This window comes from Chromobacterium sp. IRSSSOUMB001, from assembly GCF_023507765.1.
Classification (GTDB): Bacteria; Pseudomonadota; Gammaproteobacteria; order Burkholderiales; family Chromobacteriaceae; genus Chromobacterium; species Chromobacterium haemolyticum.
On record NZ_JALCYU010000007.1, the window covers coordinates 100,775 to 127,091 of the forward strand.

The following is a 26,317-nucleotide window of genomic DNA, read 5'->3' on the forward strand; positions in this document are numbered from 1 at the left end:
TCACAACAGGAACAGGGTGGCGAGCCCCAGGAAAATGAAAAAGCCGCCGGAATCAGTGCAGGCGGTGATCAGCACGCTGGAGCCTAGCGCCGGATCGCGGCCGGAGCGCTGCATCAGGCAGGGGATCAACACCCCCATGGTGGCGGCCAGCATCAGGTTGAGCAGCATCGCGCCCAGCATTACCAAACCCAGCGAGAAGCTGCCGTACAACAACCAGGCCACGCTGCCTATCACCCCGCCCCACAACACGCCGTTGATCATGCTGACCCGCAGCTCCTTGCGCCACAAGCGCCAGGCCTGGCTCAGCTGCATCTGCCCCATGGCCAGCGCGCGCACGATCATGGTGATGGTCTGGTTGCCGGAGTTGCCGCCGATGCCGGCAACGATGGGCATCAAGGCGGCCAAGGCCACCAATTGGGAAATGGAGTGTTCGAACACGCCGATCACGCGCGAGGCGACGAAGGCGGTACATAGATTGATCGCTAGCCAAGCCCAGCGGTTCTTCACCGAATCTATCACCGGCGCGAACAGGTCTTCTTCCTCTTTCAAGCCGGCCAGGTTCAGCACTTCGCTGTCGGACTCTTCGCGGATCACGTCCACCATCTCGTCCACGGTCAGCCGGCCAATCAGCTTGCCGGCCTCGTCCACCACCGGCGCGGTAATCAAGTCGTAGCGCTCAAAGGCCAGCGCAGCGTCGGCGGCGTCTTCGTCCGGGCTGAAGCTGACCAGTTCGGTGGCCATTACTTCGGCTACCAGCGCATCGGGGTCGGACACCAGCAGTTTACGGATAGAGAGCACACCCTTGAGCAGGCCCAGGTCGTCGATGACGAAAATTTTATCGGTGTGCGCCGGCAACTCGTCGAAACGGCGCAGATAGCGCAGCACCACTTCGCAGCTGACGTCGGCGCGAATCTTGACCAGGTCGAAGTCCATCAGCGCGCCGACCTTGTCCTCGTCGTAGGACAAGGCCGACTGCAGTTGGGCGCGCTCCTCTTCGTCCAGGCCGCCCATTACTTCGTACACCACCTGACGCGGCATGTCCGGCGCCAGTTCGGCCAGTTCGTCCGCGTCCAGTTGCTCAGCGGCGTTGACGAGCTCGCCGTGCTCCATCACTTCGATCAGCGATTCCCTGACCGCGTCGGACACTTCCAGCAGGATGGCGCCGTCGCGCGCGCCGTCCACCTGGTCCCAGACCAGCAGGCGGTCTTCCAGCGGCAAGGCTTCCAGGATATGGGCGACGTCGGCCGGGTGCAGCTGTTCCAGCTTCAGGCGCAGCGCTTCCAGATTGTAATGCGGGGCCAGCGGGTCCGTCGGCGGCTCGGAGGCCTCCGGACGGGATACAAGATCTTCCAACTGCCGCTGGCGCTCGAGCAGGCGCTGCACCAGGGCCAGGCTTTCTTGCAGACGATCGGCGGATTGTTGCTTGAAGGCAACCGTCATGCACGTCTCCTTCCGCCCAGATGGCGCGCGCGGCGCGGGCGGTCTGAGGCGGGCTTATTCTCTAACGGTAAATCGGGATTGGATTACGGGGTAACTGGGTAAGTCCATTGCGTAGCCGCCATGCCTCGCGCATGGCGCGCTCTAAAAAGAAAGTCGCGATTGTAACATGCCGCCTGCGCCGCTCCAATCCGCTCTCCGGACGCTCATGGCAGTTCCACATAGCTCATGCGCCGCTGGATGATGCGGGTCTTGCGCGCCAGGCCCGGCGCGGCGCGATGGGTGTCGTAATAGCGCGGATTGGGCACCATCGCCGCCAGCTTGGCCGCCTGCGCCGAGGACAGCCGCGCGGCGCTGCTGCGGTAGTAATGGCGCGACGCCGCCTCCGCGCCAAACACGCCGTTGCCCCATTCGATCACGTTCAGGTAAATTTCGAAGATGCGCCGCTTGTCCAGCACCGCCTCCAGCATCACCGTGATCAAGGCTTCCTCCAGCTTACGCCACGGCGTCTTGCTGCTGGACAGGAACAAATTCTTGGCCAGTTGCTGGCTGATGGTGGAGCCGCCGGCGACGATCTTGCCCTTCTTCAAGTTTTTTTCGAACGCGGCCTCAATGCCATCCCAGTCGAATCCCTCGTGATCGACGAACTTGGCGTCCTCGGATGCGATCAGCGCGCGCTTGAGATTGGGAGAAATCTGCTCGTAACTCACCCATTTGTGGCGCAACTCCGCTTCGGGATCCTCCTGCTGCAGCTTGGCCAGCTGTTCGTTCATGAAGGAACTGGCCGACGGATTGTGGCTGCGCCAATAGACGATATGGCCGAAGATCCACAGGTTATACAGCAGAAAGGCGGCCATCAGGGCCGCCAGCACTTTCAGGAAGAGACGCATTATCTGACTCGCGAAGCGAGCCCCCGCAAGGCGGGGGAATTGGGATTCAAACCGCGGGAGGAAACCGGCGGCGCCGCGCTTCCGGCGCCGGCCCGGCCGGCTCCGGGAAGCGTCAGGCCAGCACTTCGCGCAGCATATTAGTCACTTTGCGGGTGGCCGGCTCCACGCCGCGCCAAATGGAGAAGGATTCGGCCGCCTGCTCCACCAGCATGCCCAGGCCGTCGGCCAGCATGCCGGCGTTTTCCGCCTGCGCGCGCTGCAGGAAGGGGGTCAGGCCCTTGCTGTACACCATGTCGTAAGCCAGAGTGCGCGCGGTGAACAGGCCGTAGGGAATCGGCGGCAGTTCATTGCTGAGGCTGGTCGAGGTGGCGTTGATCACGATGTCGAAGCTGCGGCCCTTCAATTGCTCGTAGCCGATCGCCTCCACCTTGCCCCAGGGCGCGAAGTGGTGCGCCAACGCCTCGGCCTTGATCAGCGTGCGGTTGGCGATGGTCAGGGAGGCCGGCTTTTGCGCCAGGATGGGTTCCAGCACGCCGCGCACCGCGCCGCCGGCTCCTAGAATCAGCACCTTGGCGCCGGCGATCGGGTAGTCCAGATTATCGACGATGTCGCGCACAAGGCCCACGCCGTCGGTATTGTCGCCGTAGATCTTGCCATCGCGGAAGCACAAGGTGTTGACCGCTTCCGCCGCGCGGGCGCGCTCGGTCAGTTCGTTGGCGAAACGGTAAGCGTCCCCCTTGAACGGCAGCGTAATGTTGAGGCCCTTGCCGCCGGCGGCGACGAACTCGGCCACCACGTCGTTGAAACGCCCCAGTTCCGCGAACAATTTGTCGTAAGCGATATCCTGGCCGGTGGCCGCCGCGAATTCATTATGGATGAACGGTGACTGGCTGTGCGAAACAGGATTGCCGATAACGGCGTAACGGTCGGTCATGAGTCAGTTTTCCAAGATTGGGTATGTTTTTGGTATCGGATTAGAGAGTGGCTAACAAAACCCTCGCGCCGCGTCGCGCTTGGCTTTGTTGGCGGCTCTCGCCGCGTCCGCGCCGACGTAGCGGCGGCGCTATGACACTTTGCCGTGGAATACGCCAAACATCAACCACGACATCGCCGCGCAGCTCCCGGTTCAGCCTTGTTGCCAGGGCAGCCCGCGCGCTTTCCAGCCCCCCACGGTGTTGCGGTGGCCTGCGGCGTCCTTGTCGCCTTCAAAACCCTCCAACACGTTGTAGGCCTCGGTGAAGCCGGCGGCGGCTGCCATGCGCGCCACCTCGTCGGAGCGCACGCCGGATCGGCACATCAGCATCAGTACGCCCCCCTTGGGCAACATGCTCTGCAATTGCTCGAGGAAACGCGGATTGGGCTGCATGCCGGGAAAGCTGCGCCATTCCAGCCGCTGGGCATAGGGCACCACGCCAACGAACTGCCATTCCGCCGCACTGCGCACATCCAGCAGCACCGCTTCCGGCATGGCTTGTTTCAACTGATGCGCCTCCTGCGGCGTCAAGGCACCGCGATAGGGCAAGCCCTGTTCTTCCCCTCGGCGCTGAGCCTGCTGCAATAGCTGCGTCATCTGATCCATGCATGCTCTCCTCGCGGCCGGGCCGCTTTGTTTAGCCGCTCCCCCCGATGCTGCGCCGACCGGCCTTAACATCTTAGAACCTGTTCAGCGCAGCAGACATTGAACCGACTCTCAGCGGGGTTTTGTGAGCCGCTCTTGTTACCTTATATACGGATTATCCATATCGACGAAGACGGCCGCAACGCCGTCAACGCCCTATTTTGGTGCATCAACCAGACCCAGGCACCACCCTGGTTCATTCAACTTCGCTAGCGCCCGGTTTTGGGCTATGACACAATGGAATCTCAGCGATTTCAAAGCTGGCACGCTTAATGCTTAAGCGCTAGCCATCCACTCATTCGCACATGATGCATGTAGCCTTTCAGGAGAAAACCATGGCGGTTGCAGACGTAGTCAAGCTGATTACCGAAAATGATGTCAAGTTCATCGACCTGCGCTTTACCGACACCCGCGGCAAAGAACAACACGTGTCGATTCCGGCCCATGTCCTGCTGGACGATCCGGACGCATGGTTCGAACACGGCCACGCTTTCGACGGCTCCTCGATCGCAGGCTGGAAAGGCATCCAGGCATCCGACATGCTGCTGATGGCCGACCCGGCCACCGCCCGCATCGACCCGTTCTACGACGAACCCACTGTCTTCATGCACTGCGATGTGATCGACCCGGCCGACGGCAAGGGCTACGACCGCGACCCGCGCTCCATCGCCAAGCGCGCCGAAGCCTATCTGAAAGCCTCCGGACTGGGCGACACCGCCTACTTCGGCCCGGAACCGGAATTCTTCATCTTCGACAGCGTGACCTGGGGCACCGACATGTCCGGCTGCTTCGTCAAGATCAAGGCGGAAGAAGCCGCCTGGGCCTCCGCCGAGGAGTTCGAGGGCGGCAATATGGGCCACCGCCCCGGCATTAAAGGCGGTTACTTCCCGGTGCCGCCGGTGGACTCCTCCCAAGACATCCGCTCCGCCATGGTGTTACTACTGGAAGAACTGGGCATCCCCGTGGAAGTTCACCACCACGAAGTGGCCACTGCCGGCCAGAACGAGATCGGCACCAAGTTCAGCACGCTCACCCAGCGCGCGGATTGGACCCAGATTCTGAAATACGTGGTGCACAACGTGGCTCACAGCTACGGCAAAACCGCCACCTTCATGCCCAAGCCCATCGTCGGCGACAACGGCTCCGGCATGCATGTTCACCAGTCCATCTGGAAGGACGGCAAGAACCTGTTCGCAGGCGACGGCTACGCCGGCCTGTCCGAAACCGCGCTTTACTACATCGGCGGCATCATCAAGCACGCCAAGGCGTTGAACGCGATCACCAACCCGGGCACCAACTCTTACAAACGCCTGGTGCCGCACTACGAAGCGCCGGTGAAGCTGGCCTATTCCGCCAAGAACCGCTCCGCCTCCATCCGCATCCCGCACGTGGCCAGCCCCAAGGGCCGCCGTATCGAGGCGCGCTTCCCGGACCCATTGGCCAACCCCTACCTGTGCTTCTCCGCGCTGCTGATGGCCGGCCTGGACGGCATCCAGAACAAGATTCACCCGGGCGACGCCGCGGACAAGAACCTGTACGATCTGCCGCCGGAAGAAGATAAGCTGATCCCGACCGTGTGCGCCAGCCTGGACGAGGCCCTGGCCGCTCTGGACAAAGACCGCGAATTCCTGACCCGCGGCGGCGTGTTCTCCAATGACTGGATCGACGCCTACATCGAGCTGAAAATGCAGGAAGTCAACCTGACCCGCATGACCACCCACCCGGTGGAATTCGCGATGTATTACTCGCTGTAAAACGGCGCGACGAAAAACGGCAGCCCCTGGGCTGCCGTTTTCATATATGACTTGTCCGGCGGATTTGCATATCATTGCAGTGCTTAAACCCGGAACTCGACACGCCGCCCATGAAAACTCTATCGCTTTGTCTGATGCTGTTGCTGAGCGCCTCTGCTCAAGCCACTGTTTACAAGTACGTGGACAAAGACGGCAACGTCACTTTCACCAATGTGCCGATTCGCGGCGCGCAGGCAATCCGGCTCAATCCGCTCTCTTCCTATCCTAGCCAACACAAGAAAAACAATGCCCCCGGCAACAGCAGCGGCGGGAACGGCGACGCCAAGCCCGCCGGCAGCTACCCCAGCGTCGACCCCGGCACCCAGAAGCAGCGCGACAACGGCCGCCGCAAGATCCTGGAGCAGGAGCTGGCCAATGAGCAGAAAGCGCTGACCGAAGCGGAAAAAGCGTTGGCCGACGGCAAAGCCACCCGCAACGGCGACGAAACCCGCAACTACCAGAAATACCTGAACCGGGTGCAGAAGCTGCAGGACGAAGTCACCGACCGCCAGAAAAACGTGGAAGCCTTGCGCCGCGAGCTGGGGCAGAACTAGTTTGACGCACCACATTGGTGCATACTGACGATGAATGGGCCATTCCCGGGCGCGCGGGCATGGCCCGAATTTTGCTCAGCCTGCGCAAGCCCTTCGCCCCAGCCTAACAGGACACACCGCACCATGCCGCCGACCAGCTTCGCCGGACTAGAACTGCTGGACACCCCCGTGCTGATCGTCGATCCCGACGGCGCGCTGTATTTCGTCAATCCCGCTTGCGAAAACCTGCTGGCGCTCGGTAGCCGCGAATTGCTGCGCCACAGCCTGTTCGATCTGTTCCAGCCCTGCCCGGCGCTGCGTCAGGCGCTGTCCACCGCGCTGCGCCACAACGCCAGCTTCATCGAGCACGACTTGGAACTGGTCCCGCAGCACAGCGAGCAGCCGCTGCACATCGCGCTGTCGGTCGCCCCGGTGGACGCGGACGGCGGGCTGGCGTTGATCGAGTTGCGGCCGCTGGATCAGCAGTTGAAAATCGCCAACGAAGAACGGCTGCTGCTGCAACACCAGGCCAACCGCGAACTGATCCGCAACCTGGCCCATGAGATCAAAAACCCGCTGGGAGGCATTCGCGGCGCGGCGCAGTTGCTGGAGCACGAACTGCTGGATCGCCCGGAGCTGAAAGAATACACCGCGGTGATCAAGGAGGAGGCGCTGCGGCTGCAATCGTTGGTCGACCGGCTGCTGGCGCCGCACCGCAGCCATGTTCGCGGCGAGATCAATATCCACGAAGTGCTGGAGCGCGTGCGCAGCATCGCGCTGGCGGAATACCCGCAAGGCCTGCAGATTCGCCGCGACTACGACACCAGCCTGCCGCAATTGGTGGCAGACAAGGAACAACTGATCCAGGTAGCGCTCAACATCGTCAAGAACGCGATTCAGGCGATGAAGGGCCGCGGCGAATTGATTCTGCGCACCCGAGTGGCGCGCCAGGTGACGCTGGCGCGCAAACGCCACACCCTGGCATTGAAATTGCAGATCATCGACGACGGCCCCGGCATCCCCGACGAGATCAAGGACCATGTCTTCTACCCGCTGGTCACCGGCCGTGCCGAAGGCACCGGCCTGGGCCTGACCCTGGCCCAGGCCTTCGTCCACCAGCACGGCGGCAACATCGAATTCGACTCCCGGCCGGGACAGACCTGCTTCACCGTGACGCTGCCTTTCGCCACGGACTGAGCCGGCCCGCCCACAAACACATTGCCGCCGCCCGCTTCGCCGGCGGCGCCGAGCACAAGGATTTCGCGATGAACCAAGCGGTATGGATTATTGACGACGACAAGGCAATACGCTGGGTGCTGGAAAAAGCGCTGGGACGCGCCGGCATCGGCTTCGACAGTTTCGCCAGCGCCGACGACGCGCTGAACGCGCTGTACGACCGCGCTCCGCAAGTCATTATTTCGGATATCCGCATGCCGGGCACCGACGGGCTGAAATTCCTGTCCAAGGTCAAAGCCGAGCACCCGGCGCTGCCGGTCATCATCATGACCGCGCACTCCGACCTGGATTCCGCGGTGGCGGCCTTCCAGGGCGGCGCCTTTGAATACCTACCCAAGCCCTTCGACGTCGATCAGGCGGTGCTGCTGATCGAACGCGCGCTGGCGGAAAGCCGCCCGGACATCGCGGTCAGCGATCATCAGGAGGCGATGCCGGTGCTGCTGGGCCAGGCTCCGGCGATGCAGGACGTATTCCGCGCCATCGGCCGGCTATCGCAGTCCAACGTCACCGTGCTGATCACCGGCGAATCCGGCACCGGCAAGGAGCGCGTGGCCGAAGCCCTGCACCGCCACTCTGTGCGCGCCGGCAAACCCTTCATCGCGCTCAATACCGCCGCCATCCCCAAGGACTTGCTGGAGTCGGAACTGTTCGGCCATGAGAAAGGCGCGTTCACCGGCGCGCAAGCCACCCGCCGCGGCCGCTTCGAGGAGGCCGAGGGCGGCACGCTGTTCCTGGACGAGATCGGCGACATGCCCACCGAGCTGCAGACCCGTTTGCTGCGCGTGCTGTCCGACGGCCACTTCTACCGCGTCGGCGGCCACACCCCGATCAAGGCCAACGTCCGTGTCATCGCCGCCACCCACCAAAACCTGGAACAGCGTGTGCGCGACGGCCAGTTCCGCGAAGACCTCTACCACCGCCTGAACGTGATCCGCCTGCGGCTGCCCCCGCTGCGCGAACGGCGCGAAGATATCCCGCTGCTGGCCCGCCACTTCCTGACCAAAAGCGCCACCCAGTTGGGCGTGGAGCCCAAGCGACTCAGCGATGCCGCCATGGAGGTAGTCAAACACAGCCTGTTCTCCGGCAATGTGCGCGAGCTGGAGAATCTGTGTCAGTGGATTAGCGTGATGGCGCCCGGCCAAACCGTGGAAGCGGCCGACCTGCCCCAGGAGCTGCGCGATCCCTCCGCCGGCGCCCGCCATCCCGGCGGCGCCGAAACCGGGCAACTGGACTGGCCGCAATTGCTGGCGGAGGAAGTCAGCCGCCGTCTGCGCGCCGGCGAGGTCGGCATCATCGACGAACTGACCCGCCGCTTCGAGATCAGTTGCATCCGCAGCGGCCTGGCCCACACCGGCGGCCGCAAAGTGGAAGCCGCTCACCTGCTGGGCTGGGGTCGCAACACGCTGACTCGCAAGATCCAGGAGTTGGGTTTGGAAGCTCATGCGGATGAAATCCATGACAAGGCCGATCTCGGGCTCATAAAATGAATCCATGATCATTCCGCAAGGACCTACCCATGTCCAAGTCCACGCTAGCGCTGCTCACCCTGCTGGCCGGCGGGTGGGTCCATGCGGCCCCCCTCTTGCGCATCGTCGTCGGTAGCGCCGAACCTGCCCCCTTCATCCAGCATACCTCCACACAACTATCCGGCCCCGTGATCGACCTCACGCGGCAAGCGGCGGAACATTGCGGCCTGAACGCGCAGTTCCGACAACTGCCGGCGCGACGGCTGTTGCGCGGCCTGGCCCTGAACCAGGCCGACGCCGCCGCCATGCTGTCCTTCCAAACCGACCGCGCCAAACAGATGCTCTACCCAATGCGCGACGGGTCAGCGGACAGCCGGCTCAGGCTGACGGCCCTCTCCTACGTGCTCTACGTTCCTCAAGATTCAACGCTGCGTTGGGACGGCTATCGGCTGGACCTGCCCGAGGACGACAGCGTCGGCGTTAATCGAGGCTGGTCCGTCACCCGCGTGTTGAAGGCCCGCCGAATTCCCACCGAGGCCGGCGCGGATCTGGAGGAGAATTTCGCCAAATTGCAGGCGGGCCGCATCGCCGCCTTCGCCATGCACGAGCCCGGCGGCGACGCTTATCTGGCGCAACACCCGCAGCTGCGCATGAAAAAACTGCTGCCGCCGCTAAAAACCGAAAACAATTATCTAGTGTTCGCCAAAGCTTACGGCCAGGCGCATCCGGAACGCATGCGCTGCGTCTGGAGTCAATTGCCGTCGCTGCGCCGGCAACTGGACCTGCCCTAAGAACCTGTTTACGATCTCGCGAGCTAAGGCGAAAGCGGCTGAGTAGAACGGAATGGTCAAGTGGCACATGCGCATTTCGAAGACGCCGCTCATCGCGCAATCTCTCCACCAACGCGCAGCAGATCGTAAACAGGCCCCAAGTCAAGCCGCGCCCAGCGGCGTCAGCCCTGGCAAGGTGGCGAAACTCTGCTCCCTCACCGTGGCCAGAAAATCCTGCATATAGGCCAGGCCGCCGTCGTCGCCGCGCACCGCGGCGTACAACTCGCTGCTCAAGCCGCGTTCGCCTATTGGCCGCGCCACCACGTAGCCGCGCTCCAGATAGGGTTTGACCGCCCAATACGGCAAAGCCGCCACCCCGCGGCGGCTGGCCACCAGCTGGATGATGGCGATGGTCAGCTCGCTGCTGCGCCTCGCCGGGTTGACGCCCGCCGGGCGCAATACCTTGCGCACCAGGTCCAGCATTTCGTCCGGCACGGGGTAATGGATCAGCGTTTCTCCGGCAAAGTCCTCCGCCAGCCAGCAGCGCTTGTTCGCCAGCGGATGATCCCGCGCCACGATGCCCACCATTTCATAAGCGAACAGCGGCTGGTAATCGATGCCGGCCTGCGGCTCCGCCTCGGACACGATGGCCAGATCGGCGCGATGGCTCAGCAGCAGGCTAACCGGATCGGTGTGAAAGCCGGACACGATATCCAGCTCAACGCCCGGCCAATGCTGGCGAAACGCGTCCATCGCCGGCATCAGCCAGTCAAAGCAGGTATGGCACTCCACCGCCACCCTCAGTTCGCCGACCTCCCCCTGCCGCAGACGCGCCAGATCGCGCTCCGCCGCGGCCACCCTGGCGTTCAGATCATGCGCCAGCGCCAACAGCCTTTCCCCGGCGGCGGTGAAGCGCAGCGGCTGGGTCTTGCGCTCGAACAAGCTCATGCCGTAGCCCTGCTCCAACTGTTTGAGCTGGTGCGAAAGCGCGGACTGGGTCAGGAACAAGCGACTGGCGGCCAAGGACACGCTGCCGGTTTCGGCCAGCGCCAACAGGGTGCGCAGATGTCTAATCTCCAGAAAGCTCATTATGAATTCATTTCATGTTAAATGGCAAAATAATGAGTTTGTATCATACAACAGCTTGCGTAATGCTAGGGACATCACGAACGAAGGAGTCCACCATGACCACCCTGCACCTGCTCGGCTTTCCCCGCATCGGCGCCAAGCGCGAACTGAAGACCCTGCTGGAAAACTACTGGAAAAACGAAATCGACGAAGCCGCGCTGCTGGGCGGCGCGCGTGAACTGCGCCAGCGCCATTGGCTGTTGCAAAAAGGCGCCGGCGTTGAATTGTCCCCGGTAGGCGACTTCTCCTTGTACGACCACGTGCTGGACGCGCAACTGCTGGTGGGAGCGGTGCCGCCGCGCTTCGGCTTCGACGCCTCCAAGCTGAGCACAGAGCAGTATTTCCAGCTGGCGCGCGGCAATGCCGGCCAGCCGGCGCTGGAAATGACTAAATGGTTCGACACCAACTACCACTACCTGGTGCCGGAATGGCATGCCGACACCGCATTCCAAGCCCAGCCTGAGCGCTTGCTGGCACAAGTTCGAGAAGCCCAGGCGCTGGGCCTGCGCGCCAAGCCGGTGCTGCTGGGGCCGCTGTCGCTGCTGTGGCTGGGCAAGGCCAAGCACGCCGGCCTGGACAAGCTGCCCCTGCTGCCCGCCCTGCTGCAAGCCTACCGCGACGTTCTGGCCGCGTTGGCGGCGGCGAAAGTGGAATGGGTGCAGATCGACGAACCCATCCTGACCCTGGATCTGCCGTCGGAATGGCTGGCCGCCTTCGAACCCGCTTATCGCCAATTGCAAGACTCTCCGCTGCGGCTGCTGCTGGCCACCTACTTCGGCAGCGTCGCCGAGCATGCCGAACTGCTGCAACGCTTGCCGGTAGCCGGCCTGCACCTGGACTTGGTGCGCGCGCCGCTGCAACTGGCGGCTTTCGCCGAGGGCTGGCCGCAAGACAAGGTACTGTCCGCCGGCGTCATCGACGGTCGCAACATCTGGCGCGCCGATCTGTCCCGCGTGCTGGCCAGTCTGCAACCCCTTGCGGCCGATTTGGGCGAGCGCCTGTGGATCGCTCCCAGTTGCTCGCTGCTGCATACGCCCTTCGACCTGGCCGCGGAAACCCAGCTCGACGTCGACGTCAAAACCTGGCTGGCCTTCGCGGTGCAAAAGCTTAATGAGCTGAAAGTGCTGAAACGCGGCGTGGAGCAAGGCCGCGACGCCATTGCCAATGAATTGGCCGGCAGCGACTACGCCCGCCAGCAACGCGCCGCCAGCCCGCTGATCCACCGCCCCGAAGTCCAGCAGCGGCTGGCCGACCTGCCGGCCGACGCCGACCGCCGCCACAGCGCCTATCCCGTTCGCGCCGCCGCGCAGCAAGCCTGGCTCAAACTGCCGCTGCTGCCCACCACCACCATAGGCTCCTTCCCGCAAACCGCGGCCATCCGCGGTGCCCGGGCCGCCTTCAAGCGCGGCGAATTGTCCGCCGACGCCTACCGCCAGGCGATGCAGCAGGAAATCGAACTGGCGATACGCCGCCAGGAGGCGCTGGACATCGACGTGCTGGTGCACGGCGAGGCCGAGCGCAACGATATGGTGGAATATTTCGGCGAACAGTTGTCCGGTTTCGTGTTCACCGCCGGCGGCTGGGTGCAAAGCTACGGCAGCCGCTGCGTGAAGCCGCCCATTTTGTTCGGCGACGTGGCGCGGCCGCAGCCGATGACCGTGGAATGGGCGGAATACGCACAAAGCCTGACCTCCCGTCCGGTCAAGGGCATGCTCACCGGACCGGTCACGATCCTGCAATGGAGCTTTGTCCGTGACGACCTGCCGCGCGACGAAGTCTGCCGTCAGATCGCCCTGGCGCTGAACGACGAGGTACGCGACTTGGAGGCCGCCGGCATCCGCGTGATCCAGATCGACGAGCCTGCCATCCGCGAAGGACTGCCGCTGAAGCGCGCCGATCGCGCCGCCTACCTGGACTGGGCCGGCCATGCCTTCCGGCTGTCTTGCCACGGCGTGGCGGACTCCACCCAGATTCACACCCATATGTGCTATTCCGAGTTCGGTGACATTCTGCCGGCCATCGCCGCGCTGGACGCCGACGTGATCACCATCGAAACCTCGCGTTCGGACATGGAGCTGCTGCAGGACTTCGGCCACTTCCGCTACCCCAACGCCATCGGCCCCGGCGTCTACGATATCCACAGCCCGCGAGTGCCGCCTGAAGCCGAAATCCAACAACTGCTGGAAAAGGCGCTGCAGGTGATCGAACCGGAAAAACTGTGGGTCAACCCCGACTGCGGCCTGAAAACCCGCGGCTGGCCCGAGGTGGAGGCTGCGCTCTCAAGCATGGTCAAGGTCAGCAAGACGCTGCGTCGGCGTCTAGCTCAGGAGGCCGACGCCACCGTCTGAAACGTTTGACACTGACAAGAAAAAGGCCCCTCGCTCGAGGGGCCTTTTCAAGTGCCGATTCAAGGCTGCAACATGCCCGGCGTCATCATCGCCTTCAAACGCGTCTGCTCGATGCCGTGGCGGTCGCGGTGACTCAACCACCAGATCGACCCCTTCTTCACGCTCCACAATTGCTGCTGCTCCGACAACAGGGCGGACGTCAACCAGCCGATATAAGGCTGATGGCCAACCAACACCACGGTGCGGTTCGCCTCCGGCCAGCCTATCGCCTCCAACACTTCTTCCGGCGACGCCGTCGGATTCAACGCCGGCACCGTCTGAAAGCTTTTCGCCAGCAAGGCCGCTGTCTGCTGCGAACGCTTGGCCTCCGAGGCCAGCAGCAGATAATCGCGCGGCAGGCGCACCCGCAACCAAGCCGCCATCTGGCTTGCCTGCTGCTGCCCGCGCCGCGTCAGCGCCCTTGCCAGGTCATCGGAGCCGTCCTCCGCCTCCGCGTGGCGCCACAAAATCAAATCCATACACACCCCTCGTTAAAATATTTTCAATCCAGGCGCAAGCGAGCCAAGTCGAGCACCCGCCCCAGGCGGGATGCGCGGCTTGGCGCGACTACGAAATAAAAGCCGCCGGCCCGCTACAAGGGAAACAGCGCCAGTAACACAGGCACCAACAAAGCGGTGAACACCCCGTTCAAGCCCATTGCCAGGCCCGCGAAGGCGCCCGCTGTCTCCGACAACTGAAACACCCGCGCCGTTCCAATCCCATGCGCGGAAATCCCCGTGGCCACGCCCAGCGCCATGTCGTTGCGCAGACGCAGACCGTTGAACAGCGGCCGCGCCGCCACCGCGCCAAAAATGCCGGACAGGATCACGCACATCGCCGCCAATTCCGGCACCCCGCCTATGCTTTGCGACACGCTCATCGCAATCGGCGTGGTCACCGCCCGCGTGCTCAGGGATAGCAGCACCTCATGCGGCAAACCAAATAGCCAACCCAAGCCCACCGCGCTGACGACGCCGGTGACCCCGCCCAAGACAATGCTCAAGGCCAGCGGCCCCGCCGCGCGCTTGAGCCGGCTCAGGTTGCCGTACAAGGGCACCGCCAAAGCCACCGTCGCCGGACCCAACAACATTTGTATCCACTGCGCGCCCTGCATGTACTGGCGGTAATCGGTGCGCGTCAGTACCAGCCAGCCCAACACCAGCAATACCCCGATCAACACAGGGTTGGACAGCGGATGGCCGCGACAGCGGCGATTAAACGCCAAGGCCAGGCGGTAAGCCAGCAAGGTGACGAAAACCCCCGTCAGCGGCGACTCCCGCAGCGCGGACAACACTCCGGCGCTAATCATCTCCTCCTCCGCCCCGTCGCCCCAGCATCCAATGCAAAGCCAGTCCCGGCACCAGCAAGGTGGTCAGCGTCGACAAGGCCAGCACCGCCGCCAGGCGCGCGCCGTAATCGGCCAACAGCGTCTGGTAGGCCAGCACCGCTCCGCCGGCAGGGATGAACAGCAAGGACATATGCGCAAGAAAGCGCGGCGCATGGGTCTGCAGCGTCGTCGGCACTCCGCGACGCGCGCACAAGGTGGCGAACAATAGCAACATCCCCATGACCGGCCCCGGCACAGGCACGCCCAAACCGCGCGCCAAGACTTCTCCCGCCAATTGATAGCCCAACAGCCACAGCGCCGTCTCCATCATGCGATCTTTCCTCCTTCCGCCTTGATGACGTCATGATAATGCCCCGGCTCGCGCTTGGGGATAGACAGATGGACTCGCATCGCGCCGCAGAAGGGCGGGACAAGCCCCCGCCGGCTTTGGCATAATGCGCGCCATGTCCCATCCCCCTCTCTGGCTGCCTCAGCCGCCCGCGCTGTCCGCCGCGGCGCAATCCTGCCTCACCGAAGCCGGCTCGCTGACCGAACGGCTGCAAAGCACTGGTCGCCGCTTCGCCGTGCGCGTGTTGCGGCAAGGTCCCGACGTCTGCCTGGAAGACGAGGCGCCGCAGCTCGGCCTGGCCGCCGGAGCGCCGCTGCAAGCGCGCGAGGTGGCTCTGACCCTAGACGACATCCCGGTGGTGTTTGCCCGCAGCGTCACCCGCCTGGACTGCGCGGCCTGGCAGCCCATTCTAGACCGAGGCAGCCGCTCCCTGGGTCTGACATTGTTCGGCGGCCTGCCGGAATTGCTGCGCGACCCGCTGCGCTATCGCCTCATTGCCGCCGATCATCCGCTGTTCGCGCCGGCGGCCCAACTCAGCCCGCACCCCAGCTACCCGGCGCGGCGCTGCCGCTTCCTGCTGCGGCAAGCGCCGCTGCTGGTGTGCGAACTCTTTTTGCCGGAGCTGGAGAATTTCTTGCTATGAACGCCGCCCGCCTTAATGAACGCTTGACCGTTTACATGCAACTGATGCGCATGGACAAGCCCATCGGCACCTTCCTGCTGCTGTGGCCGACGCTGTGGGCGCTGCTGATCGCCGGCCAAGGCCGGCCCGACCCGCTGATCGTGCTGATCTTCATTATCGGCACCTTTCTGATGCGTTCGGCCGGCTGCGTGATCAACGATTACGCGGACCGCGACTTCGACGGCCACGTGGAACGCACCCGGCAACGGCCGTTCGCCCGCGGCGCGGTTGGCAAGAAGGAAGCCTTGCTGCTGGCCGCCGGCCTGGCGCTGCTGTCGCTGCTGCTGATCCTGCCGCTGAACAGCCTGACCCTGCTCTTGAGCGTGCCGGCGCTGTTCATCGCCGCAAGCTACCCTTTCACCAAGCGCTTCTTCCCGGTGCCGCAAGCCTATCTGGGCCTGGCCTTCTCCTTCGGCATTCCGATGGCCTTCGCCGCCCAGACCGGCGCCGTTCCAATGCTGGCCTGGCTGCTGCTGCTGGCCAACGCTTGCTGGACGCTGGCCTACGACACCGCCTATGCCATCAGCGACAAGCCTGACGATCTCAAGATCGGCATCAAGACCTCGGCGATCACATTCGGCGACCACGACGTTCTGGCCATTATGCTGTTCCACGCGGCATTTCTCGCGCTCATGGCCGGCATTGGGCGACACCTGGCGCTGGGCTGGCCTTTTTACCTGTCCCTGCTGGTCTCCGCCGCCTTGATGGCCAGGCAATATCTGGACATCCGGGAACGCGACCGAGCGGCCTGCTTCAAAGCTTTTCTCGACAATAACCGCGTTGGCGCGGCCATCCTCGTTGGCGTGACGCTCAGCTACTGGTTGCCGCAAAACCCAATGACATAATTCTCAGCGCGACGACATTATGTGAATCTTTGTGAACTTTTCGAAAAGGCTTTAATCCCAGAAAAGGCATATTCCACCCATTTGGAATTGCAGCCGACATGCACCACCGGCTTCACACAAGAAAGGACATATCATGAAACTGATTTCCGCTCTGATCGCCGCTGCTTTCGCCACCAGCGCCCTGGCCGCCACCCCGGCGTCCGCGCCCGCCGCCGAAAAGAAAATGGAGCACAAGGCCGAACACAAGCAGGCCGCCAAAAAGCACCACAAGAAGCACGCTTCGGCCCCCGCGCACCACAAGAAATCCGGCCACAAGCATTCGGGAAAGAAAGCTGAACACAAGGCGGCTTCCGCCGCCAAGTAATTGACCGCCGGGCCGCCGGCCCAGCGCAAAAACGCCGCGGCTCATGGCGAGCCGCGGCGTTTTCATATCCGGGTACGATCATAGGGCCGGCCAGACGCCGGCGCGGGCCTCAGCCGGGCGGCGACTTATTCGCCGAAGCCACAGAACACCTCTCGCATCATCTTCAAGACCTCCAGCGTGCGGATGTCGCCAACGCGGTAATAAACGCGGTTCGCGTCCTTGCGCGTGCGCAACACGCCCTTGTCGCGCATAATGGCCAAATGCTGAGAAATATTGCTCTGCGACGTGCCCACCTGCTCGACTATATCCTGCACGCTCACTTCCTGGTCTTCCAGCACCGATATGATCTTCAAACGCAGCGGGTGCGACATGGCCTTCATCGCCCTCGAGGTCTGCTCGATCTGGTCATCGTTGAACAGCAAGGCTTCTCTCCCTGTAGAGTCATTTTATTTAGTCTGACTGCGGTACAATACTACACAAAATCCAATACCATCAAGATTTTCTAATATTCAGAATGTGAATGCCATGAAATCCATCAAACCGGTGTTGTTGTTGATTCTCGACGGTTTTGGCCATCGCACCGAAGGCGATGACAACGCTATTCTTCATGCCTCGATGCCTAATTGGCATCGTCTGCGCCAAACCTTCCCCTACGGCACCATCAACGCCTCGGAAAACTTCGTCGGCCTGCCCTCCGGCCAGTTCGGCAATTCCGAGGTGGGCCACCTCAACATCGGCGCCGGCCGCGTGGTGCAACAGGACATCAGCCGCATCGACTGCGACATCGAAGACGGCCGCTTCGCCGCCAATCCCGCGCTGGTTTCCGGTATCGCCAAGGCCAAGGACTCGGCGCTGCACATCATGGGCCTGCTGTCCGATGGCGGCGTTCACAGCCATGAAAACCACATTCATTCGCTGATCCGCGCGGCCCAGGCCGCCGGCGTCGCGCGCATCCTCGTGCACGCCTTCCTGGACGGCCGCGACACGCCGCCGCGCAGCGCCAAGACCTATCTGGAGCGGCTCGACGCGGTGCTGGCCGAATGCCCCGCCGCGCGCCTGGCGTCCGTGAGCGGCCGCTACTGGGCGATGGACCGCGACAAGCGCTGGGAACGCGTGGAACCGGCTTACCGGCTGCTGGTGGAGGGCGAAGGCCTGTACCACGCCCGCAGCGGCCTGGAAGCGCTGGAAGCCGCCTACGCCCGCGACGAAAACGACGAATTCGTCAAGGCCACCGCCATCGGCGAAGCCGCCAAGATGCGGGACGGCGACGTCGTGGTGTTCATGAACTTCCGCGCCGACCGCGCGCGCCAACTGGTCAGCGCGCTGACCGACCCGGCCTTCGACGGCTTCAAGGCGCGCCAGCCCAAGTTCGCCGACTTCGTCACCCTGACCTCCTACGGCGAAGCCTACAGCCGCCTGTCCATCGCCTACCCGCCGCAGAAAATCAGCAACGGCTTCGGCGAATACCTGGCCAGCCAGGGCCTGAAGCAGCTGCGCATCGCCGAAACCGAGAAATACCCGCACGTCACCTATTTCTTCAACGGCGGCGAGGAGCAGGTCTATCCCGGCGAGGACCGCATCCTGGTGCAGTCGCCCAAGGTGGCCACTTACGACCTGCAACCGGAAATGAGCGCCGGCGAAGTCACCGACAAAATCGTCGCCGCCATCGCCTCCGGCCAATACCAAGCCATCATCTGCAATTACGCCAACGGCGACATGGTGGGCCATAGTGGCATCTTCGACGCCGCGGTCAAGGCGGTGGAAGCGCTGGACGGCTGCATCGGCCGCTGTGTGGAAGCGATGCGCGCCGCCGGCGGCGAGGTATTGATCACCGCCGACCACGGAAACTGCGAACAAATGTACGATGCCGAGCACCACCAGCCGCATACCCAGCACACCTTGAGCCCGGTGCCCTTCCTCTATGTCGGCCGTCCGGCCCGGATCCGCTCCGGCGGTTCGCTGCGCGACATCGCGCCGTCGCTGCTGGCGATGATGGGCCTGGAACAACCGGCGGAGATGAGCGGTCAATCGTTGATCGAATTCCAATAAGACCCGCCGCCGCCGGCTCCGCCGGCGTCATCGACCCAAGCGCGCCGCCCGCGGACGGCGCGCTTGTTGGTCCGCGGCCCAAGTAGAAAGCATATTCCCGGCAATGAAACCTTATGTCCTGATGGCGGCCTTGATCGCCGGAGCCAGCCACGCCGCGCCTCCGGCTTCCGCCGCGCTGTCCACCGCCCCGCACCAGCAAGACCTCAAATCGGTGCGCAAGGAAATCGATACGCTGAAAAAAGACATCGCCCAAAAACAGGCGGTGCAAAAAGAGGCGCAATCGGCGATCAAGGAGTCGGAACAAGCCATTAGCCAGACTACCCAGGCACTGGTGAAGCTGGAGAAAAAACAAAGCAGCTCAGAGCAGCAGCTAGAGGCGCTGCGCGCCCAGATCAACGCCAGCCGCAACAGCCTGGCCGCGGTGCGCCAACGGGTAGGCCAAATGCTGGCACGCCAGTACAAGAGCGGCCAGCACGACGCGATGAAGCTGATGATGAACGCGAACGACCCCAATCAGAGCGCTCGCGACCTCGCCTACTATCAACACATTGCCCGCGCCCAACAGCAGCTGGTCGCCCAGTTGATCACCCGCCAGCACGAACTGGAAGCGCTGTCCTTCCAACTGGAACAGGAACTGGCCCGCCTTAACTCGCTGTCTAACCGCAAGAGCCAGGAAAAGAGTTCATTGCAGCAGGACAAGGCTAGCCAGCAGCAAGAACTCAACAAGGTCACCGGTGAAATCAAGACCGGGCAGAGCAAACTGAGCCAGCTGCAGGAAAACGAAAAACGCCTGACTGGCCTGATCGCCCAGATCAATCGGGAAATCCAACGCCGCCGCGCGGAAATCGCGCGCAAAGCGGCTGAAGAGCGCAAAGCCAAGCTGGCCGCCGCCCGCGAAGCGGCGCGCAAAGAGAACGAGCGCCGCCGCAAGCTGGCTGAAAACGCCAAGAAACAAGGCAAGCCTGTGCCGGAGGAAGCCAAGCAGACCGTCACTGTGAAAGAGGAAGCGATCACCGACGTGGCCGACGACAGCGCCGCCGGCCGCGCCTTCGTCAGCCTGCAGGGCAGAATGAAAATGCCGGTGGCCGGGCAATTGGTCGGCCGCTTTGGCAAACCGCGCCAGCAAGGCGTCAGCTGGAAAGGCGTGTTCATCCAGACCGCCAACGGCACCCCGGTGCGCAGCGTGGCCGACGGCACCGTGGTGTTCGCCGATCAATTGCGCGGCTTCGGCAATGCGATTCTGGTCGACCATGGCGGCAATTACATGACGGTCTATACCGGACTATCGGTGATAGGCAAATCCGTGGGCGGCAGCGTCAAGGCCGGCGACACGATCGGCAACACTGGAACACTGGACAGCGGCGAATCCGGCCTGTACTTTGAAATCCGACACATGGGACGCCCCCTAAACCCGCAAGCCTGGGCGCGCTGAGCCAGGCAACGGAGACAGATAACAAACATGAGCAGCCAAAGAATGAAGAAGATTGCCTGGCTAGTGGCCGGCGCCATGGCCGGCGGCGTGCTGACGCTCAGCATGCAAGCCTTTGCCGACAAGGGCGAATCCCCGCTGCCGCTGAGCGAGCTGCGCACCTTCGCCGAAGTGTTTGGCCGCATCAAGCAAGACTACGTCGACCCGGTGGAAGACAAGAAGCTGATCACCGCGGCCATCAAGGGCATGCTGACCGGCCTGGACCCGCACTCCGACTATATGGACCCGGAAGCCTTCAAGGAACTCAAGGAAGGCACTCAGGGTGAATTCGGCGGCCTCGGCATCGAAATCGGCGCCGAGGACGGCTTGGTCAAGGTGGTGTCGCCTATCGAGGACACCCCGGCGCAGAAGGCCGGCATCAAGAGCGGCGACCTGATCATCAAGATCGACGACACCCCGGTGCGCGGCCTGTCTCTGACCGACGCGGTGAAGAAAATGCGCGGCAAGCCGGGCACCAAGGTCACGCTGACCATCGCCCGCAAAACTGAAACCAAGCCCCTGGTGTTCACGCTGGCGCGCGCGGTGATCAAGACCAAGAGCGTCAAATACAAGCTGCTGGAACCGGACTTCGGCTATGTGCGCATCACCCAGTTCCAGGAGCACACCTCCGAGGACCTGGCCGCCGGCGTGCAGGCGCTTTACAAGGAAAACAAACAGGCGCTGAAAGGCCTGGTTCTGGATCTGCGCGACGATCCGGGCGGCCTGCTCAACGGAGCGGTTGGCGTGTCGGCCGCCTTCTTGGCCAAGAACCAGTTGGTGGTCTACACCGAGGGCCGTACGCCGGACGCCAAGATGCGGCTAACCGCCAATCTGCAGAACTACGCCCGCCCCAACGGCAGCGACCCGCTGGCCCGGCTGCCAGTGGAAGCCCGCAATGTGCCTCTGGTCGTTCTGGTCAACGGCGGCTCCGCCTCGGCGTCGGAAATCGTCGCCGGCGCGCTGCAAGACCACAAGCGCGCGGTGTTGGTGGGCACACAAACCTTCGGCAAGGGCTCGGTGCAATCCATCATGCCGCTGGGCAACGCAGGCGGCATCAAGCTGACAACCGCCCGCTACTTCACGCCGAACGGCCGCTCGATCCAAGCCAAGGGCATCGTGCCCGACGTGGTGGTGGAAGACGGCACGCTGACCGCGGCGGAGCAAGCCATCCGCGTGCGCGAAGCGGACCTGGAAAACCACTTGGCCAACCCCAACGGCGAGGACAAGCCGGCGCCCAAGAGCAACGCCAAGCCCGCGCCAGCGCCGCAACCCGCCCCCGCCCCCGCCAAGCCGGACGACGGCAAGGACAAGGCCAAGCCGGAAGAAAAGAGCCAGTTCGGCCCGCGCGACCCCAACCCCAAAAACGACAACCAGCTGTCGCAGGCGCTGAACATCCTCAAGGTACAGCAGATCCTGCAGAAAAAAGGCAGTTGACCCCGCCTCCGCAGCCACAACGCGCCCCTGGTTTCGCCAGGGGCGTTTTTCATGCGCGCGCTATATTGTCCTCCTGCAAAACACCGTCATTCCTGCTACGCTATCCGGCTCAACCCTAGTTTTCCGGCCGGAGCCGCTGACCCCATGCTTACCCGCGAATTCGTGCTTTCCTTTCGCGAAGCCGCCCCCTATATCAACGCCTACCGCGGCAAGACCTTCGTGCTGGCCGTCAGCGGCGAAACCTTGCAAGACGGAGAATTCGCCAGCCTGGCGCAGGACATCAACCTCTTGGTCAGCCTGGGCGTGCGCATCGTGCTGGTGCACGGCATCCGTCCGCAGATCGAGGGCCTGTTGAAACGCCACGGCATCGCCCGCCTGTTCCACCGCGACCGCCGCGTCACTGACGCCGCCACCATGGACGTGGTCAAACAAGCGGCCGGCGCCACCCGCTGCGACATCGAAGCACTACTGTCCATGGGCATGCCCAATTCTCCAATGCACGGCGCCCATCTGCGCGTGGCCGGCGGCAACTTCGTCACCGCCCAGCCTCTGGGCGTGCTCGATGGCGTGGACATGCAATACACCGGCCAGGTGCGCCGCGCCGATGGCGCCGCCATCCGCGCCCGCCTCGACCATGGCGAGCTGGTGCTGCTGTCCCCCATCGGCTATTCGCTGACCGGCGAGGCCTTCAATCTAACCATGGAAGAACTGGCCACCCACGTCGCCATTACCCTGAAAGCGGAAAAACTGATTTTCGTGATCGAGCAGCGCGGCGTGATGCTGGACGAGGAACTAATCAGCACGCTGACCGCACAGCAGGCCGAAGACCTGCTGGCCTCCGGCCGGCTGCAGGATGACGTCAGCGCCTACCTGCCCTACGCCATCCGCGCCACCCGAGAAGGCATTCCCCGTGCCCACTTGATTAGCCGTCACGCCGACGGCGCGCTGCTGGTGGAACACTTCACCCGCGGCGGCAATGGCACCATGATCGCCCGCGACCCGCTGGTGCGAGTGCGCAACGCCAGCATCGAAGACATCGGCGACATCATCGGCCTGATCCAGCCGCTGGAAGAGCAAGGCGTGCTGGTCAAGCGCAGCCGCGAGCATCTGGAGGTGGAGATCGGCGAATATTCGGTGCTGGAGCACGACGGCAAGATCTATGGTTGCGTGGCCATGCACCCCTTCCCCGACGCCGGCACCGCCGAACTGGCCTGCCTGGCGGTGGCTCAGGACAAACGCGACGGCGGCTTTGGCGAGATGCTGCTCAAACACGTGGAATACCAGGCCCGCACCCAAGGCTTGCAGTCGCTGTTCGTGCTCACCACCCAAACCGCGCACTGGTTCGTGGAGCGGGGCTTCGCCGAAGCGGACAAGAGCGCGCTGCCGCTGGCGCGGCAGCAGTTCTACAACTATCAGCGCCGCTCCAAGGTTTTCGTCAAGGTCTTGTGAGTCCAAGAAACGGTTCCAAAGCCGCGCCGTGGTTGGAAGCATTTCATCTCTGTGACACAATATTGAATTAACCTTTTTCCGATATTTTAAGGATTGCGCCATGAGCAGAACCGTCAATTGCGTCAAGCTGGGCCGCGAAGCCGAAGCCCTCGACTTCCCGCCGCTGCCGGGCGAACTGGGCAAGCGAGTGTTTGACAACGTCTCGAAAGAAGCCTGGCAAGGCTGGCTGCGCTATCAGACCATGCTGATCAACGAAAACCGCCTGAGCCTGGCCGACGCCCGCGCCCGCCAGTATCTGGCCGCGCAGTTGGAAGCCTACTTCTTCGGCGACGGCGCCGACGCTCCCGCCGGCTACACTCCGCCGCAGAACTAATCGCCATGCCCAGCCCTCCAAGCGAGGGCTTTATTTTTCCCTGAACTCTCCACTGTTGGCTTGAACCTCGTATGTCACACACGCAAGACCTGCTGATCAACCGCGAACTTGGCCTTCTAGAATTCAACCGCCGCGTGCTGGCCCAGGCGGAAGACGCCAACCTGCCGCTGCTGGAACGGCTGAAATTCCTGTGCATCGTGTCCTCCAACATGGATGAGTTCTTCGAAGTGCGAGTGGCCTGGCTGCAGGAAACCGCCGTGGCCACGCCGGAGCGCATCCTGGCGGACGGCACCACGCCTGAGCAGGCGCTGGCCAAGGTGGCCACCGCCGCGCACCAACTGGTGCGCGACCAGTACGCCGTGATGAGCGAAGTGCTGTTTCCGGCGCTTCGCGAGGAAAACATCATCTTCCTGCGCCGCAACGAATGGAGCCCCGCGCAACAGCAATGGGTGAAGGACTTTTTCTTCCGCGAGTTGATGCCCATCCTCACCCCCATCGGCCTCGACCCGTCCCACCCCTTCCCCAAGGTGCTGAACAAATCCTTGAACTTCGCGGTGGAGCTGGAAGGGCGCGACGCCTTCGGCCGCGCCTCCGGCATCGCCATCGTCCAGGCGCCGCGCATCCTGCCGCGGGTGATCAAATTGCCGGCGGACGTCAGCGACGGCCATCGCCACACCTTCGTCTTCCTGTCCTCCATCCTCCACTCCCATGTGCATGAGCTGTTCAGCGGCATGGCGGTCAAGGGCTGCTACCAGTTCCGCGTCACCCGCGATAGCGAGCTGACAGTGGAAGACGAAGACGTGAAGAACCTGCGCACAGCCTTGCAGGGCGAGTTGCGCCAGCGCCAGTTCGGCGACGCGGTGCGGCTGGAGATCGCCGATACCTGCCCGTTGCATATGGAAGAATTTCTGCTGACCCAGTTCAACCTGAAGCCGCGCGACGTCTACCGCGTCAACGGCCCGGTCAATCTGGTGCGGCTGATGCAGGTGCCGGACCTGGTGGATAGGCCGGACCTGAAATTCACTCCCTTCATCCCCACGCTGCCGGAGATACTGCGCAAGAAGACGCCACTGTTCGATGCCATCCGCAAGGGCGATATTCTGCTGCACCACCCGTTCCAGAGCTTCCAGCCGGTGATTGACATGCTGACGCTGGCGGCTTCCGATCCGCATGTGGTGGCCATCAAGATGACGGTGTACCGCACCGGCACCGACTCGGTGCTGATGGAATCGCTGATCGCCGCCGCCCGCGCAGGCAAGCAGGTGACCGTGGTGGTGGAGCTGATGGCGCGCTTCGACGAAGAAGCCAACATCAGCTGGGCCAGCCGGCTGGAGGACGCCGGCGCCCACGTGGTCTATGGCGTGATCGGCTACAAGGTGCACGCCAAGATGCTGATGGTGGTGCGCCGCGAAGAACACGGCCTTCGCCGCTACGTCCACTTGGGCACCGGCAACTATCACCCTCGCACCGCTCGCCTCTACACCGACTTCGGCCTGCTGACCTGCAATGAACAGATCGCCAGCGACGTCAACGATATCTTCGTACAGCTGACCGGCCTGGGCCGCGCCAGCCAGCTCAAGCTGCTGTTCCAGAGCCCGTTCACGCTGCACAGCATGGTGATGGAGGCGATAGACCGCGAAATCGCCCACGCCCAGGCCGGCAAGCCGGCGCAGATTATCGCCAAGATGAACGCCTTGCTGGAAAGCCAGGTGATCCACGCGCTGTACCGCGCCAGCCAGGCCGGGGTCAAGATCCAGCTGATCGTGCGCGGCGTGTGCGCGCTGCGGCCGGGCGTGCCGGGGCTGTCCGAGAATATCAGCGTGCGCTCCATCGTCGGCCGCTTCCTGGAACACCCGCGCGTGTTCTACTTCCACAACGACCGCAAAGAAGACCTGCTGATCGCCAGCGCCGACTGGATGGGCCGCAACTTCTTCCGCCGCATCGAAACCTGCGTGCCCATTGTCGACGCCAAGCTCAAGCGCCGGGTGATCAAAGAGGCGCTGCGCCTCTATCTGGACGACAACGTCAACGCCTGGGACATGCTGCCGGACGGCGGCTACAAGCGCCGCACCTTCCGCGGCAAGCCGCATTGCGCGCAATTGCAGCTACTGGAAGAGTACACCCGCTGACACCCGGCCCGCGGCCACGCCGCGGGTGCCTCCCCCGCAAGGACCACCATGGAAATCGCCGGCTACAGTCTCGCCGCCCTGCTCATCGTCGCCGGTCTGGCCGGCACCATGCTGCCCATCATCCCCGGCTTGCCGCTGATGTTCGGCGGCTTGCTCCTGGCCGCCTGGCTGGACAACTTCAACCACCTGGGCGCGATCAGCCTGATCATCATGGCCCTGCTCACCGCGCTGGGTCTGGTGATAGATTTCTTCGCCGGCCTGCTTGGCGCAAAAGCCAGCGGCGCCAGCAGTCAGGCGCTGTGGGGCGCCTTCATCGGCGGCATCGTGGGCATGTTCTTCGGCCTGGCGGGCGTGCTGCTCGGCCCGCTGGTCGGCGCCGTCATCGGCGAGTTCATTGCTCGCAAGGATGCCTTTCAAGCAGGCAAAGTCGGCATCGGCACCTTCATCGGCTTCATCGTCGGCGCGGTGGCCAAGGTAGCCTGCGCTTTCGCCATGCTGGCCACGGCGGCGCTGGCGCTACTGTTCTAGCGGCCGGCTCCGCGGCCGCGCGGCTGGCCTAAACCGGGGGATTTGGTAGAATCCCGGTTTAT

General features: G+C 63.4%; 25 protein-coding genes. 16 read left to right on the forward strand and 9 right to left on the reverse strand.

The window, feature by feature from the left end:
• The 4 genes from mgtE to MOV80_RS11290 form a co-directional block, all read right to left on the reverse strand.
• A complete protein-coding gene (gene mgtE, locus MOV80_RS11275) occupies positions 1 to 1,440 on the reverse strand; it encodes a magnesium transporter (RefSeq protein WP_019102657.1) in 1,440 nt (479 codons plus the stop codon).
• Between the two features lie 203 nt (positions 1,441 to 1,643).
• Positions 1,644 to 2,327 (reverse strand): monofunctional biosynthetic peptidoglycan transglycosylase, encoded by a 684-nt coding sequence (mtgA, locus tag MOV80_RS11280; RefSeq protein WP_081574695.1) that lies wholly within the window; start codon positions 2,325 to 2,327, stop codon positions 1,644 to 1,646.
• A gap of 112 nt (positions 2,328 to 2,439) precedes the next feature.
• Positions 2,440 to 3,261, reverse strand: coding sequence for a shikimate dehydrogenase (aroE, locus tag MOV80_RS11285; RefSeq protein ID WP_019102659.1), 822 nt, complete (start codon positions 3,259 to 3,261; stop codon positions 2,440 to 2,442).
• 192 nt (positions 3,262 to 3,453) lie between these two features.
• Positions 3,454 to 3,906: a rhodanese-like domain-containing protein gene (locus MOV80_RS11290; protein WP_019102660.1), complete on the reverse strand. Its 453-nt coding sequence runs from the start codon at positions 3,904 to 3,906 to the stop codon at positions 3,454 to 3,456.
• Positions 3,907 to 4,280: 374 nt separating this feature from the next.
• Between MOV80_RS11290 and glnA the strand changes: the two genes are divergently transcribed.
• The 5 genes from glnA (at position 4,281) to MOV80_RS11315 (ending at position 9,764) form a co-directional block, all read left to right on the forward strand.
• Positions 4,281 to 5,699 carry a glutamate--ammonia ligase gene (gene glnA, locus MOV80_RS11295; protein ID WP_043591002.1) on the forward strand — a complete coding sequence of 473 codons (1,419 nt, stop codon included), beginning with the start codon at positions 4,281 to 4,283 and terminating at the stop codon, positions 5,697 to 5,699.
• 110 nt (positions 5,700 to 5,809) lie between these two features.
• Complete coding sequence (locus MOV80_RS11300; RefSeq protein ID WP_039755391.1) at positions 5,810 to 6,292, forward strand: DUF4124 domain-containing protein; 483 nt, start codon at positions 5,810 to 5,812, stop codon at positions 6,290 to 6,292.
• A 123-nt stretch (positions 6,293 to 6,415) separates the two neighbouring features.
• The gene (glnL, locus tag MOV80_RS11305; RefSeq protein ID WP_249605108.1) at positions 6,416 to 7,468 is read left to right on the forward strand and encodes a nitrogen regulation protein NR(II); all 1,053 of its coding nucleotides are present in this window, start codon (positions 6,416 to 6,418) and stop codon (positions 7,466 to 7,468) included.
• A gap of 68 nt (positions 7,469 to 7,536) precedes the next feature.
• Positions 7,537 to 8,994: a nitrogen regulation protein NR(I) gene (gene ntrC / locus MOV80_RS11310; RefSeq protein WP_019102296.1), complete on the forward strand. Its 1,458-nt coding sequence runs from the start codon at positions 7,537 to 7,539 to the stop codon at positions 8,992 to 8,994.
• 29 nt (positions 8,995 to 9,023) lie between these two features.
• Positions 9,024 to 9,764: a transporter substrate-binding domain-containing protein gene (locus MOV80_RS11315; RefSeq protein WP_019102297.1), complete on the forward strand. Its 741-nt coding sequence runs from the start codon at positions 9,024 to 9,026 to the stop codon at positions 9,762 to 9,764.
• Positions 9,765 to 9,905: 141 nt separating this feature from the next.
• On the opposite strand, the gene MOV80_RS11320 is transcribed toward MOV80_RS11315, so the two are convergent.
• On the reverse strand, positions 9,906 to 10,835 hold the full coding sequence (locus MOV80_RS11320; RefSeq protein WP_275888064.1) for a LysR family transcriptional regulator: 930 nt from the start codon (positions 10,833 to 10,835) through the stop codon (positions 9,906 to 9,908).
• Between the two features lie 92 nt (positions 10,836 to 10,927).
• On the opposite strand from MOV80_RS11320, the gene metE reads away from it, so the two are divergent.
• On the forward strand, positions 10,928 to 13,219 hold the full coding sequence (metE, locus tag MOV80_RS11325) for a 5-methyltetrahydropteroyltriglutamate--homocysteine S-methyltransferase (RefSeq protein WP_249605109.1): 2,292 nt from the start codon (positions 10,928 to 10,930) through the stop codon (positions 13,217 to 13,219).
• 59 nt (positions 13,220 to 13,278) lie between these two features.
• Here metE and MOV80_RS11330 read toward each other — a convergent pair whose 3' ends face one another.
• The 3 genes from MOV80_RS11330 to MOV80_RS11340 all read right to left on the reverse strand — a co-directional run bounded on the left by MOV80_RS11330 (position 13,279) and on the right by MOV80_RS11340 (position 14,916).
• Positions 13,279 to 13,737, reverse strand: a complete 459-nt coding sequence (locus MOV80_RS11330) for a histidine phosphatase family protein (RefSeq protein ID WP_019103849.1) — start codon at positions 13,735 to 13,737, stop codon at positions 13,279 to 13,281.
• Positions 13,738 to 13,850: 113 nt separating this feature from the next.
• A complete protein-coding gene (locus MOV80_RS11335; RefSeq protein WP_249605110.1) occupies positions 13,851 to 14,567 on the reverse strand; it encodes an LrgB family protein in 717 nt (238 codons plus the stop codon).
• Positions 14,560 to 14,916 (reverse strand): CidA/LrgA family protein, encoded by a 357-nt coding sequence (locus MOV80_RS11340; protein ID WP_019103847.1) that lies wholly within the window; start codon positions 14,914 to 14,916, stop codon positions 14,560 to 14,562. The genes MOV80_RS11335 and MOV80_RS11340 overlap by 8 nt, the downstream gene beginning before the upstream one ends.
• Before the next feature lie 133 nt (positions 14,917 to 15,049).
• Here MOV80_RS11340 and MOV80_RS11345 point away from each other — a divergent pair, with 133 nt between their 5' ends.
• From MOV80_RS11345 to MOV80_RS11355, 3 genes are all read left to right on the forward strand, one after another.
• Positions 15,050 to 15,577, forward strand: coding sequence for a chorismate lyase (locus MOV80_RS11345; RefSeq protein WP_232060416.1), 528 nt, complete (start codon positions 15,050 to 15,052; stop codon positions 15,575 to 15,577).
• Positions 15,574 to 16,461: a 4-hydroxybenzoate octaprenyltransferase gene (gene ubiA / locus MOV80_RS11350; protein ID WP_249605111.1), complete on the forward strand. Its 888-nt coding sequence runs from the start codon at positions 15,574 to 15,576 to the stop codon at positions 16,459 to 16,461. Before MOV80_RS11345 ends, ubiA begins: the two co-directional genes overlap by 4 nt.
• A 133-nt stretch (positions 16,462 to 16,594) precedes the next feature.
• Positions 16,595 to 16,825: a hypothetical protein gene (locus tag MOV80_RS11355; RefSeq protein ID WP_019103844.1), complete on the forward strand. Its 231-nt coding sequence runs from the start codon at positions 16,595 to 16,597 to the stop codon at positions 16,823 to 16,825.
• A 125-nt stretch (positions 16,826 to 16,950) separates the two neighbouring features.
• On the opposite strand, the gene MOV80_RS11360 is transcribed toward MOV80_RS11355, so the two are convergent.
• Positions 16,951 to 17,247 carry a metalloregulator ArsR/SmtB family transcription factor gene (locus MOV80_RS11360; protein ID WP_019100570.1) on the reverse strand — a complete coding sequence of 99 codons (297 nt, stop codon included), beginning with the start codon at positions 17,245 to 17,247 and terminating at the stop codon, positions 16,951 to 16,953.
• Between the two features lie 103 nt (positions 17,248 to 17,350).
• Here MOV80_RS11360 and gpmI point away from each other — a divergent pair, with 103 nt between their 5' ends.
• The 7 genes from gpmI (at position 17,351) to MOV80_RS11395 (ending at position 26,255) form a co-directional block, all read left to right on the forward strand.
• Positions 17,351 to 18,874 carry a 2,3-bisphosphoglycerate-independent phosphoglycerate mutase gene (gene gpmI, locus MOV80_RS11365; protein WP_043590989.1) on the forward strand — a complete coding sequence of 508 codons (1,524 nt, stop codon included), beginning with the start codon at positions 17,351 to 17,353 and terminating at the stop codon, positions 18,872 to 18,874.
• Positions 18,875 to 18,977: 103 nt separating this feature from the next.
• Entirely contained in the window at positions 18,978 to 20,306 is a 1,329-nt protein-coding gene (locus tag MOV80_RS11370) for a peptidoglycan DD-metalloendopeptidase family protein (RefSeq protein WP_039753911.1), read from the forward strand.
• Positions 20,307 to 20,333: 27 nt separating this feature from the next.
• Complete coding sequence (locus MOV80_RS11375; RefSeq protein ID WP_232060417.1) at positions 20,334 to 21,776, forward strand: S41 family peptidase; 1,443 nt, start codon at positions 20,334 to 20,336, stop codon at positions 21,774 to 21,776.
• A gap of 144 nt (positions 21,777 to 21,920) precedes the next feature.
• The gene (gene argA / locus MOV80_RS11380) at positions 21,921 to 23,225 is read left to right on the forward strand and encodes an amino-acid N-acetyltransferase (RefSeq protein ID WP_019100566.1); all 1,305 of its coding nucleotides are present in this window, start codon (positions 21,921 to 21,923) and stop codon (positions 23,223 to 23,225) included.
• A gap of 100 nt (positions 23,226 to 23,325) precedes the next feature.
• Entirely contained in the window at positions 23,326 to 23,598 is a 273-nt protein-coding gene (locus tag MOV80_RS11385) for an oxidative damage protection protein (protein ID WP_019100565.1), read from the forward strand.
• Between the two features lie 71 nt (positions 23,599 to 23,669).
• On the forward strand, positions 23,670 to 25,727 hold the full coding sequence (gene ppk1 / locus MOV80_RS11390) for a polyphosphate kinase 1 (protein WP_118268194.1): 2,058 nt from the start codon (positions 23,670 to 23,672) through the stop codon (positions 25,725 to 25,727).
• 48 nt (positions 25,728 to 25,775) lie between these two features.
• Positions 25,776 to 26,255, forward strand: coding sequence for a DUF456 family protein (locus tag MOV80_RS11395; RefSeq protein WP_019100492.1), 480 nt, complete (start codon positions 25,776 to 25,778; stop codon positions 26,253 to 26,255).
• Positions 26,256 to 26,317: the final 62 nt, after the last annotated feature.